This is a genomic window from Kribbella sp. NPDC050241 (assembly GCF_044459685.1).
In the GTDB taxonomy this organism is placed as follows: domain Bacteria; phylum Actinomycetota; class Actinomycetes; order Propionibacteriales; family Kribbellaceae; genus Kribbella.
Genome location: NZ_JBITJE010000002.1, coordinates 547,126 through 560,031, shown reverse-complemented (window position 1 = coordinate 560,031; position 12,906 = coordinate 547,126). Strand labels below are relative to the sequence as shown.

General features: G+C 63.3%; 6 protein-coding genes. All 6 read left to right on the top strand.

Annotated elements, in window-relative coordinates:
• Positions 1-216: 216 nt before the first annotated feature.
• Complete coding sequence (locus tag ACIBG5_RS10595; protein WP_396391286.1) at positions 217-5,286, top strand: AAA domain-containing protein; 5,070 nt, start codon at positions 217-219, stop codon at positions 5,284-5,286.
• Between the two features lie 83 nt (positions 5,287-5,369).
• A complete protein-coding gene (locus ACIBG5_RS10590; RefSeq protein WP_396391285.1) occupies positions 5,370-6,680 on the top strand; it encodes a hypothetical protein in 1,311 nt (436 codons plus the stop codon).
• A gap of 177 nt (positions 6,681-6,857) precedes the next feature.
• Entirely contained in the window at positions 6,858-7,820 is a 963-nt protein-coding gene (locus ACIBG5_RS10585) for a DUF6308 family protein (RefSeq protein ID WP_396391284.1), read from the top strand.
• A 152-nt stretch (positions 7,821-7,972) separates the two neighbouring features.
• Complete coding sequence (locus ACIBG5_RS10580; protein WP_396391283.1) at positions 7,973-10,147, top strand: DUF262 domain-containing protein; 2,175 nt, start codon at positions 7,973-7,975, stop codon at positions 10,145-10,147.
• Positions 10,148-10,400: 253 nt separating this feature from the next.
• Entirely contained in the window at positions 10,401-11,405 is a 1,005-nt protein-coding gene (locus ACIBG5_RS10575; protein ID WP_396391282.1) for a hypothetical protein, read from the top strand.
• A gap of 743 nt (positions 11,406-12,148) precedes the next feature.
• A complete protein-coding gene (locus ACIBG5_RS10570) occupies positions 12,149-12,835 on the top strand; it encodes a hypothetical protein (RefSeq protein ID WP_396391281.1) in 687 nt (228 codons plus the stop codon).
• Positions 12,836-12,906 lie beyond the last annotated feature (71 nt).

Sequence of the window (12,906 nt, the reverse complement as noted above, 5' to 3'; positions counted from 1 at the left end):
GCGCACAGCCGAAGGTGGTCTGCTGGCCGCTGGACGGCTCGGGCCTCATCACTCGCCCACGATGTCCGGGCTGATGTAACGGTCTGGACCCGATAGCGATCAACAAGGGGGATTGCCCCTCTCCTGTGTGGTCGGTGAGGAGGGTCGTGCTGACGTTGTCGGCGGGCTTACGGCATCGACGATTCAGGGAGCGGGTTGTTCTCGGGGGGAGAGACGGTGGGATCATTGAATATCGGTGCGTCGCTGGGAACCGTAGCCGACGGGTCGTTGAACGATCGGGCGGCTCGGATCTTCGAGTACTTGGTGAAGGTGCAGCAGCTTCGTACTCGTGTGGTGCGTTCGGTGGATGCCTATCGCGCGGTGATGTGGCTGGGGAAGCTACCGACGTCCCACGCGCTTCGATTCGGGGTCGAGACCGATGAGCCTGGAGTCTGGCTCGCGATCGACCGGGTCGAGCGGATCGCTCCACCGGTCCCGCCGGATATTGTCCGGCCTTGGCTTACCGAGCGCTCACTTCGTGAGTCGTCCCAGACCTTGCCAACGCTGAGCCGTAGGGCGGCTCGGGCTGTCCAGGTTGTAACGCCTGAGGGTGACCACGAGACGCAGACCGAGGAACTGCTGCTCGAGGACCACCCCGAGGTCGAGTCTGCGCTGCGCGAATGGGCTCCAGAGTGGCAGGCCTGGGCCGCGGATGACCGGCCGCGTGCCGCTGTGGGGGAGGCCTATCACGACCTCTACGAGATCTACCAGGACGCGAAAGCGCTCGCAGAGACGTACGAGGTCGTCGTCGGATTCGGCTGCCTGATGTCGAGATCGGGTGGCCAGGACGTGACGCGTCATCTGATCACCGTGCCTGCCACGATCGAGCTCGATCTCGATTCGGGGCGATTGACTGTACTACCGTCCCCGGACGGCAGAGCGCCGGTGCTCGAGGAAGACATGTTGACCCCCGCCGACACGGCCTCGGATGAGGTACGCCAGGCGATCCGCGCCAGCCTGAACAGCCTCGACGACCCGTGGGCGCCCGAGCCGGACGGAATTGCTGCGGTGCTGCGCACCTGGGTGAACGGCGCCGGTCCGGATGCTGCCTTCAATCCCGGAATGCAGCCGTCGTTCGAAGCCACCCGCACCGACAGCCAGCCGACGGTCAGGTTCGCGCCGGCGCTGATCCTCCGTGAACGCACGAAGAGATCGTTGGTCGCGGCGTGCGAGCAGATCATCGCGCAGCTGCGAGCCGGTGCAGACGTGCCGTCCGGGGTAAGGCAGTTCGCGGAAATCACCGATGGCCGCGTCTCAGAGGCGGAGGACGGTCTGTGGAACACGGCGTACGCCGATACCGAGGTGTACTTCCCGAAGCTGGCGAACGACGAGCAGCGGCAGATCCGGCAGCGACTGGCCGACCATCAGACCGTCGTGGTCCAGGGCCCACCGGGAACCGGAAAGACGCATACGATCGCCAATCTCATCAGCGACTTGCTGGCTCACGGGCAACGGGTACTGGTGACCAGCACGACGACACGAGCGCTGACGGTCCTGAAAGAGCAGCTCCCAGACGAAATCAGGGACCTCTGCGTCAGCGTCACCGACGACGCAGGCAAGGGCCAAGCAGATCTCGAGCGATCTGTGAGTACCATTCTGACTGAGGCAGATCGCGCGAACCCGAAGGCGTCAGGACGCGAGGAATCACGACTACGAGGGCAGCTCGACGATGCCCGAGCCCGGGAGCACGAAGCCCTAACCGAGCTCCGCAGCATCCGCGAGCGGGAGACGTACGTCTACGGGCGGGACATCGGCGACTACTCAGGAACGCTGCAACAGATCGCCCAGAGACTGGCCGAGGAGCAGGACGCCCTGGGATGGTTCGACAAGGACCCGGACGAGACGCTCTCACTGACCGTTGCTGACGTAGCGACGTACCTGCAGCTTCTCCGACGGGCAACACCGGAGCTGCGTGCGCTCAGTGGCCGCGTACCTGACCTGAGCGAGATCGTTCAGCCGGCCGACTTCCAACACCTGGCAGAGCGTCGTGCCGAGCTGACGGTGCGGGCGCAAGAGCTGGCGGATGCACGCCGTACGGACGAGTTCGCCGCGCTGATGAGATGTGATCCTGCACAACGTGACCAGATCCGTTTCGGTGTCACGGACCTGACTCGTAGACGGCAGGATCTCGGCCGCCGACCTGAGCCCTGGATTGCAGACGCCGTCCGCGATGTGACCGGTGGACGCGAGCGTTCTTGGCGGCAGCGGTCGGAGGCGACTGCTGCAGGTATCGGTGGAGCACAGTCCTGGCTCCAGGCTGTCGGTGGATCGCTCGTTACAGGGATTGAGCGCCTGGAACTCGCCGATGCCGTCGGACAGGTGACCATGCTGGAGGAACACCTCGCCAACGGCGGGAAGATCAAGGGTCTGCTCGGCCGCTCCAAGGTTGCGAAGACTGCAGCGCTGTTCCTCGAATCTGTCCGGGTGAACGGTCGTACGATCGAAGGCCTGGAACAGTTGCAACCAGCGCGTGGTCGGGTGATGGCCGAGCTCGAACTCTCTCGCCTGGAAGATCTCTGGGGGTACAGCCATACTCCGTTCGGGCCGCAGGAACAGCGACTTGCCGTCCTGACCGACGAGAACATCGTCCTGGAACAGGTGTTGACGTATGCCGACGTAGTGTCGGCACTCGACCAACGACTGAGATCGGTCGCCGCGATGCCGGCCATCGATCTGCGCGAAGGCAACGGACTCATTCGTTTGCAGAAGGCGCTGGAGGCAGTGGACCTGCAGTCCTTGCACGACGATGTGCAAGCCAGGACAGAGCGCACCAAGGAATCGCTGGCCGACCTCGGAGCAGCAGTCGGTGCCGTACCGGCGGTGAGTCAGGCGGCCGGGGCGCTCGGGCACTGGGATACGGCTGAATATCGTGCGGCATTCCACGCGTTCGAGACCGCACACGCGGCAAATACAGTTCTCGACCAGCTTGATCGCGCACGCAATCGCGTGGCACAGGCTGCCCCGGTCCTCGCCGTAAGGATCGAGGAGACAGCGTCCGACCCGATCTGGGACGAACGGCTTCCGAAGCTGATCGAGGCGTGGGCATGGTCGGTCTGGGACAAGCGGCTGCGTGACAAGAACGACCCCGAGGCCGAGCAGCGGTGGCGGGACCGCCTCGACGTTGCGACGGACGACGTTCAGGTCGCACTGAAGCGGCTTGCGACCAACCGTGGCTGGGTCTATGCGCTGCAACGGATGACATCACGGGAGTCGACCCACCTGAAGATGTACTCGCAGGCGGTGCGCAAGATCGGGAAGGCCACCGGCAAGTACGCCAACAGGTATCGCGAGGATGCGCGCAAGCACCTCCAGGAGTGCCAGAGCGCGGTGCCTGCCTGGATCATGCCGATGCATCGGGTCTTCGATACGGTCCCGGTCGACCGGCCGAACATCTTCGACGTGGTCATCGTCGACGAAGCGAGCCAGTCCGGCCCCGAAGGGCTCCTGTTGTCCTGGCTCGCGCCCCGGATGGTGGTTGTTGGCGACGACAAGCAGGTCAGTCCGTCGAACGTCGGTCTGGATCTCGAGGCCGTGTTCACCTTGCTGGACAGCTATCTGGGTCCGCTGGAGCACCGTTCGTTGTACGGTCCGCGAAGCAGCTTCTTCGATCAGGCAGTCGGCATGTCCGGATCTCGGATCATGTTGCGGGAGCACTTCCGCTGCATGCCGGAGATCATCGGCTTCTCGAACGACTTGTGCTACCGCGGGGAGCTCGTGCCGTTGCGTCAATACGGTGCCGAGCGGCTGCCTCCGCTGCGGACGACGTACATCAACGGTGCAGTGGTCTCGGGATCGCGTGACTATGTCAATGAGCGCGAGGCCGACGAGATCGTCAGCCAGATCGAGAAATGCTGCGCAGACCCGGCGTACGACGGCAAGACCATGGGGGTCATCACGCTACTGGGGCACAGCCAGGATCGGCTGATCATTCAGCGACTGGTGGACGTGCTCGGCGTCCGGGTCGTCGAGGAACGCAGGTTGCGTGCCGGCAACGCGGAAGCGTTCCAGGGCGACGAGCGAGATGTCATCTTCATGTCGATGGTGTCGAGTCTGCAGTCCACAACCGGTCCTGTCCGGATCGGTACTCTCAGCAAGGAGTCGGACCAGCAACGGCTCAACGTGGCTGCATCCAGGGCACGGGACCAGGTCTGGCTCTTCCACAGTGTGCAGCCCGGCGACCTGTCCGGGAAGGATCTGCGACAGCGCTACCTGCAGTATCTCCTCAAGCCACCGGTCGAGCAGGATGCCCTCGACATCGGCGAGGTCATGCCGGATCGCCGGCACTCCGCATTCGACAGTCTCTTCGAGCAGAGGGTGTTCATAGCCCTGCGCGAACGCGGGTTCCGTGTCCGGCCGCAGGTCAAGGTTGGCGGCTACCGGATCGATCTGGTTGTCGAGGGTGGAACGAAACGCCTCGCGGTCGAATGCGACGGCGATGCGTTCCATGACACCGAGACCGCGGACAGCGACGCAGCCCGGCAGCGGGACCTCGAACGGGTCGGCTGGACGTTCTGGCGCGTCCGCGGCAGTACCTTCTTCCGTGATCCGGAGCAGGCACTCGAGCCGCTGTGGCAACTACTCGAAGCGCTCGATATCCAGCCCTTGGTGTACGACCCGGCTGCCGAGACCGACTCAGTTTCGGAAGTCGCGGCGCTGGCAGTTCCACTCGATCTGGACCTCGACTCCCCGCGTTCCGATGCGCCGACCGCAGCTGTGCCCGTGACGTCTGCGTCGGCAGCATCGGTTGTCGAAGAACCGGTGATGCCCGGGGAGCAGCGATTCCGCAACGGGAAGATGCTGTTGTCCGCTACTGCGCGGGACCGAGTACGGCAGGAGGCCGAGGCGGTCAGGCAATGGCTGGCCGATCCACCATCGGTCCACGCGGTCGACTCGCGGTCTCATGCCGTCGAACTGGCAAGGCAGGAGCAGCACCGTGAAGAACTGGAAGACCGTCTGGACTATCTCGGCTGGGTGCTGGCGCAGTCGGTCGTGGAGCAGCTGAACCAGGGCAGTCGGTGGGTGACGCCGGGCTGCATCATTGGACTTCGCTACCGCGGTGAGTCGGACATCGAGCGACTGATCGTCTCTGCTCTTCGGCACGGCGCCTGGATCCCCGTCGGTGCAACACCTCTGAGTCCGATGACAGAACTCAGCAAGGCGCTCGAGCATGCGCAACTCGGCGACAGCATTCGTTACGACACGGCATCAGGCACCCAGGAGGCGGACATCGTCGAGGTCATTGACTGACCGCCGCGGGCCGCAATAGACACGACTGGTGCGCTACGACAGCGGCGCGCGCGATCTCGTGGAGTTCAGAGAGGCAGGACCGCATGACCGAGTTGTCGCCTGGAGCGCAGCCCGAAGAGGATGACGCCATCCTCGTGAACATCGACGAATTCGGGATCTTCGTCCAGGGACAGCAGGACGTGGTGGAGCGCGCGATAGACCGGTTGCTGGGCGAGGCCGACGTCGCGCCGGCTTCGCGAATGCGTCTGTCCTTGTCCGATCTGGCGGCGGTAGGCGCCACTGGCGCCGCGCTGGCTGCCACCTCCGGCGAGTACCTCCGGTTCACAGCGGACAGCCTGGCGAAGGTCAAGGCGCTCGGCGCGCAATTCGACGGGTCGGGCGCGCTGCGCGGATACGTGCTCGACGGTGGGAGGTTCGCCGGCCAACTGACCTTCGAACCGGTGTCCTTGGTGGCTGAGCAGGCTTTGGCTCTGCAAACTGCAGCTGTGTCCCTGGCTCTGCGCTCCGCGATCGCGAACGTGCAGAAGGCCGTTGAGCGCGTTGAAGGCAAGGTCGACAAGATCAACCGTCACCTGGACAGCCGGCTGCGTGGCGACATCATCGGGATCTACCGACATCTCACAGCCGTCGTGGCTGCAACACGGGACAGGGGCCACTTGCTGGACGCCGACTGGGACAGTGTCTCGGGAACGCGCGCCCTGACTGCTCGAGACCTCGACACGTTGCGCGCGTTCGTCAGGATGAAGGCGGGGGAGGTTACCCGCGAGCTGAACGTCCCGGATCGCAGGGCGAGATTCCGGCAGTTCAACGATGAGACGGGGAACGTCCGCGACCTGCTCGAGCTGATCCTCATCGCGGAACAGTCGGTGCATCTCTACGAGTACCTACGCTTGCAGCAGGTTCGGCAACGGGAGCCCGAGCACATCAGCTCAGCGCTCGCCGACGCGCGCGCGTCGTTGGTTGCGCAGCATGTTCTCGATGAGGAGCTGATTGAGGCGCTGGTGGCCGCGGTCGAGCGGGGCCGTGGAATCGACCCGCTGGAAATCCATCGGGTCCTCAGCAAGAACGGTCTTGACAAGCAGGCAACCATCTTCCACGGACTGATACGCGAATTCGCGTCAGCCACCAGGTCGACACCGCCGCAAGAACTGACGGCGGCCGGTGACCCAACCCTTGCAGACGCACGGGACGCGGCGCTGACCCGGACGGTCGAGGCTGCTCAAGTGGCCCGCGCGTTGGGTGGAGTTGCGTCGCGGGAAGGTTCCGCGATCATCCGTACCGGCGGCGATCGGATCGGACGCGCCGTGAGCGCCCGGGTGCCCCGCCGTACCAAGTCGAACGCCATGGAGACGTCCCCTGACAAGCCGGCTGCGTCGGCCGAGCCCGAGGCCTGAGCCAATGACAAGTCGTGTCGCCTGGATGAGTTTCGTTTACGCGACACTAGGAGTTGGCGCAGTACTAAGGCGTGTCGGCAACCATGCGATCGGTCGGGGTGTCATTGCCTCTGCGCGCAAAGTCTTCGGTGACGCTGCGGAGGATTGGAATGCAAAGTCATCTGGAAGGACAAACTCATGAGCCATGCTGACTCGGGGCCGAGCTGGCAGAGTACTTTCGAGACGGCCGGGTTCAGACCGAGCGGTCAGTTCGGAGCGATGCGGGCTCGAGTCGAAGATATCGAGGCCACGGTGGTGCCGGATGGGCTCGGCCGGCTCAGCATGATGCTGACCCACGTCGGGCGGCGCTCGGCGATGCAGTACGAGGTCGCCGTTCCGCTCGATGTCACCGTGCAGCAGGTGGCGACACTGCTGGTCAGCGCGCTCGAGCGAGCGCACCCTGAGACCCGCGGAAAGACGGCAATCATGGATGTGCCTGCCATCGATCCGAACTGCGTTCGGGTGGGTGGTGTGGTTGTTGGGCGGGAGCAGGCGATCGAATGGGCTCGCGAATACCTGACCGGAGCATCGGCCTGGGCATATCCCGCGTATGACGCGTACGATGCTCGGTCCGCCCCGAACAGGATCGACGATTCTGATCTCCTGGCACCTGTGCTTCTGAACGTCAACCGTCTGACTCTGGAGGCCTACTACGGCTTGCAGGAGCAGAGGGCCCGACTGCAGGAGTGCCTTGCTGCAATCCCCGAGGATGCGGAGCTGACATCAGCCGGAGACGACGACCTGGAGCCGATCCGGCTCCTGTTCGGTGTGCTTGATGACCCCGGAATTCCAGGTGTGCAGGGAACGATTCTGGCCAAGGTCCTGCATCGCAAACGGCCGGGCTTGATCCCGCTTTACGACGAACGTGTTCGGCGCTGTTACCAAGTCGGTCAGGGAGCGCCGCTTCCCGTCAGACGCGGTCGGCCGTGGGGCGAGTTCTTCGTCGTCCTCGCGATGGCTATGCGTAAGGATCTGGTCGATCAGCTTGACATCTGGACCGAGATCGCGAATGTCGCCACCAGCCCAAGGATCAGCTTGTTACGCGCACTCGACATCGTCGCCTGGCGCGCCGGCGGCGTCGGTTCCTTTGAGCGTCGCTGACTCGTCGGCTCGGCGCCATCTGTGTCACATCCCGCGTGGCTCGACGGCACCGGTGAAGGCCGATTGGAAGGGTGTGCAGGTGCCAGCAGTGGTGCAAAGTAAGTTCGTGAGCGTGTAGGCGCGCCAGATATAGATCCGAGCGAGGAGCACCATTGGAGACCAGGGTCCGGACCCCGCACGATGTGTTTTTCGCCCCGCAGCGACTTCTCGTTCCGCTGTTCCAACGGCCATATGTGTGGTCGAAGGAAGGCCAGTGGCAGATGCTTTGGGACGATATCCGCAGGCAGGCCGACCGCATGGTTGCTACGGGTCTTCCACCGACGCCCCACTTCTTGGGCGCGGTCGTCATCCAAACCCAGCCGGTGACGATCGGCAACCTGCCGCAGTGGACCATTATCGACGGCCAGCAACGTCTGACGACCCTCCAATTGGCGTACGACGCCGCCCACCAGGTGTTGACGCTTGCCGGCGACGTCATACCCGCCAAGCAGGTTGAGGACCTCGTCGTAAATCCTGCTCACTTCTGCAAGTCGCAACAAGACCGGTTCAAAGTCTGGCCCACCAACCGTGACCGTCCCGCGTTCAATGAGGTCATGGCTGCTGAGCTGCCGGTCGACTACGACCAGCTCACCAATCGGGCAAGCCGCATGGTCAGCTGCCACCAATTCTTCGCTGCGGAGATGAGCTCGTGGTTGGAGGGTGGATCCGAGCCGAACCGCGGCGAAGTTCTCGCCCACATCCTGCTAACTGCACTTCAGTTGGTGGTGATCCAACTGGAGGCTAATGAGGATTCCCAGGAGATCTTCGAGACCCTCAACGCGCGGGGTACCCCTCTCACCGCCGCCGACCTCATCAAGAACTTTGTGTTCCAGCGTCTGTCTCTTGAGGATTCAGCGGCCGAGGAGGCGTACCAGCACTACTGGCACCTTTTCGAGACGGCGTTCTGGGAGCGGGAGGTAGGCACGGGACGTAATGCGATCGCGCGGAGCTCCCTGTTCTTGAACCAATGGTTGGTCGCGCAGACCAGCCGGGAGATCGGTACGCGTGAGCTGTTCGGCACGTTCAAGGCGTTGAGTGAGCACGGTGTGCTTCCGGCGATGAACGAGCTGTTGCCAATGATCCATGAGTCTGCGGTTCGCTACCAGGGATGGAGTCAAGCCGCCGCGCTCAAGGACGGTGCTCTTGATCGGATTCAGCTCTTCGTCTACCGGACAGGTGCACTCGATTCCGAGATCACCAAGTCGGTGCTGCTGTGGCTGACCGACCCAGCCCGAGATCCCATACCCGAAATCAAGATCGGCGCTGTCCTCGCCTGCCTGGAGAGCTGGCTCGTACGACGGGCGCTGCTTCGGCTCTCGACGCAAAGCCTGGGTAGTGCCGTCGCCCAGATGCTCGACGAGCTCAACGCACACCCTCGGACTGATTGCGTCGACGTGGTCACCCGCTTCCTCCGCGAGCTCGATGCACCCGGAACGTACTGGCCTGGCGACGAAGAACTGCGGCGTGCTCTTGAGATCATGCCCGTGTACAAGCGGATGCGTCGCGGGCGCCTGCGGATGATTCTCGAGGCCATCGAGGACCACACGCGCGGATACGACTCCGGCAAGCCCAGCCTGACCGGCCAACGTGTTGCACGGGACACCCATCACATCGAGCATCTCCTCCCGCAACAGTGGGAGAGCAATTGGAGCGTCGGCACTGATCTGACGGCCCGAACTGCTCGCGCCGGCTCGGTCCACCTGATGGGAAACCTGACTCTGCTCACAAGCCAGCTCAACAGCAAGGTGTCCAACGGACCGTGGCTGGGCGCAACAGGCAAGCTCAACCACCTCAAGGCGCACGATGTGATGCTGATGAATCAGTCGGTGAAAGCACTCGACGGACCTTGGGACGAGCCGCGAATCGGAGCCCGCACTCGCGAGATGGCCGACGCCATCCTGGCCATCTGGCCGGTTCCCGCGGGACACGTCGGCGCGCTGCCGTTGGGCGCAGATCGAGGGGCGAGCTCCGTGACCGTGACCGTGGCCGACCTTCTGCGCGAGGGCTTGCTCGAGGCAGGCCAGGAGCTGCGAGCTCGGCAGGGCAAGTTTGCCGATGGTCGAGCGACGGTGCTTCAAGACGGAAGCCTTCAGGTTGGCGAGCGGGTCTTCGAAACGCCTTCCGGCGCCGGGCGATCAGTCCGCAAACGAGCCACAAATGGCTGGCATTTTTGGGCGACCGTGGACGGTACCCGACTTACGGAGCTTCGCGAACGATATGCCGCAGATCTACAGGTTGAGGAGGTCGAAGTCGACGATGCCGACGACGACGCGGACGAGGCCGACTGAGCATGCTGCCAGGAGGCCTCGGCAAGCGAGACCCCCGAGAGCCTCGTATCGCCACTTGTCGACCAGAATCCAGGCGTTGGTCTGGCGATCGGCAGGCCTCGACATCTACGCTGTTCGGCCTAGCGCAGGCGGACGCCGCTGCGAGTGACCATATCGTTCGCTCTTTCCGACATGATAGATCCATCTGCTTCGAGGTGCTGGCGGGCCATGCCACGATGTGCACGCATTAAGGTCGAACGAGGGCGGTGTAGCCATGGGGGCGTCCAGGTTTGTTGAGAGTCTTCGCAGCTTCGACAGCCACGAGCGCGGGCTGCTTCTTCAGTGGGCTGCCGATCGACCGTTTCAGCTCGGTGCAGCCTTAGGCTCGGCTGTGTTGCAGGCCATAGGTACCCAGCCGCCGAAGGACGCCTTCGTCGCGATGGATTACACCTTGGACTGGTTATACGCAGCTGTCCACGGGGCCCTGGACGACAACCGGGTTCAGCCACACCCGTGGCCCGCCCACGGCGAGCTCGCCGCGTCACAAGAGGACGTTGATCTGCTGATCGCTTGGGAAGACCTGCGGGGCCCTCACCTCGTCCTCATCGAGGCCAAAGGTTTTACTGGCTGGAGCAACGCACAGATGAAGCGGAAGACTACGCGTCTTGGTGCAATCTTCACGGAGGAGCTTCGAGACCAGGTCGACGTCCATCTCTTTCTCGCGGGGCCAGCACCCGCCAAGGGTTTGAACGTCGACGACTGGCCCGATTGGACCCGGCCGGGTGCCCACACGCACTTTCTCTCCATCAGCGATCCCGGTATGCGCTTCGCCGTACAACGCTGTGACGAAGAAGGGCTTCCGACAAGCCGCGATTGGACACATTGGAACGCAGTACCACGCCGGTGGCAGGCGGCCCCTTCCGTGATGTCGGAGGGCGACCTGGTTGCCAGGGAACGAGCCCGCGCTATGCGAGAACGGCCATGTTCCCGTTGTGGAGCCTCTGCAGAATGGCTCGTTACCGCCCGCTACGACGAATCTCAGGTGGCCGGGCGTTTGCTCGTCTATTGCGCATCATGCCGTCGGGATATGTCGGGCAGCCTTGGGACGGTGCTCCCGATTACGATCCTCGATGACAACCCAGATGCGGTACTCACCCTCCTGTACCGGCATAAGGCGACGGTCAGCGATCCCGCAACTGCTGCGCAGGTCATCGGTGTACAAGCTGGTCCATGGATCGAAGTGGCGAGGAAGCACCTAGAGGTGCACGACGTCCGGTGACAGGTGGACGATCCCGCTCACGTCGCTGTCTCGAGCTCGATGTCCGGCTACAACGCTTCTCCGTCCAGCCGAAGCCGTTGGTGCTGGCGAAATTGTGCTCGTGGGAGATCCTCGGAAGCCCAGACGGCTCGGGCCGAACCTCTTGCTCTACTGATGCCATCGCTCCACCTGTTTGCCTTGCCGCCGCACGCCCCGCGATCGATCGAATACGTTCGCAGACAACCGATGGGTCCGGACAGTCCGTCTTTACTCAGCAAAATCAATGGAAGACGCTGACTGAGCATGCTGACCGATGAGAAGCCTGGTGCTGTGAATCCGCAGGTCACGGGTAGGTTTGGCAATTGATGACGAACGATGAGTGCATTTTTGTCAGAGTCCGCGGGTTGTGGGTTCGAGTCCCACGGGGCCTACCACGGGGCCTACCAAAACCACAGGTCAGAGCGCACGTGACCATGGTGGCCATCCTTGGCCCACCACTTACCCACCACTTTTGAAGAGGCCCCGGACCGGTCGTACTACATCCATGTGTCCGATCCTGCGCGATAGGGATGCGGCGCACGTATCCTGCAGGAACGCCTTCATCTGTGACAGCCAACAGATCCGCGACACTCGTCCGCCAACTGATTCGCGACAGGCTAGGAGCTTGGCGATCACCTGGGACGCCGGCCAACCCACGCACACGCCGATGTGCGGGATGCCTGGTTGGCGCGGCTATCCCTGTTGCCCGGTGCAAGAATGTCGCCATGTCACGGGATCGGGCGGCTGACGGGCGGCAGCTCGTTGAGGTTGGCGAGTACTCCGCCGAGGTTTCGGTCATGATTGCGGCGACTCAGCTTGGTTCTGCCTACCCAGAGCGGCGCAAGCGCCAGATCGTCGACGAATGGGTCGAGTTCTTCAGATCGGGGCCGACTCCAATCCGGTCGCTCCGCTTCACGACTCGGACACCTAAGCGGCTCTTCGACGCCTTGTCCGATCAGCACCAGTTGACTTCGCTCCAAGTCAAGTGGGGCGACTACGACGACCTTTCCGTTCTCAGCAGCATGTCTCAGCTGCACACCTTGCGCCTCGCCGGGGCCTCCAAGGTCCGAAACCTAGCTCATCTTGCAGATCTCCAACGCGTGGAAACCCTTCAGGTCGACGGCCTACAGGGTCTCGTCGATGCCAGTCCTGTCGGGGAAATGCGAGCAGTCAAAGACTTGGAACTCGGTGGAGACTGGATGACTCCACGGAACGTCCGTCTTCAGTCGGTCGCCTTCCTCGCCCAGATACCCCAACTCGAACGTCTTCTACTCCACACCCTGATCGTCGACGACCTGGACTACATGCCGCTCCTGTCACTTTCGAACCTCAAGAAGGTGCGCGTCATGGCAGCCCGAGGGATGACACCGACGTACGACGAACTGATGCACCGCTTGCCCTGGGACGGCTGACAAACGCTCGAACATGCCGCAGATAGTAAGGCGCGGTCATGCCGATGAGAGATCATTGGCTGGTCGACGTC

Bases quoted from the DNA above. Each gene is read 5' to 3' on its own strand.
- ACIBG5_RS10590 (WP_396391285.1), top strand. From the start codon at position 5,370: ATGACCGAGTTGTCGCCTGGAGCGCAGCCCGAAGAGGATGACGCCATC.
- ACIBG5_RS10585 (WP_396391284.1), top strand. From the start codon at position 6,858: ATGAGCCATGCTGACTCGGGGCCGAGCTGGCAGAGTACTTTCGAGACG.
- ACIBG5_RS10575 (WP_396391282.1), top strand. From the start codon at position 10,401: ATGGGGGCGTCCAGGTTTGTTGAGAGTCTTCGCAGCTTCGACAGCCAC.
- ACIBG5_RS10570 (WP_396391281.1), top strand. From the start codon at position 12,149: ATGTCACGGGATCGGGCGGCTGACGGGCGGCAGCTCGTTGAGGTTGGC.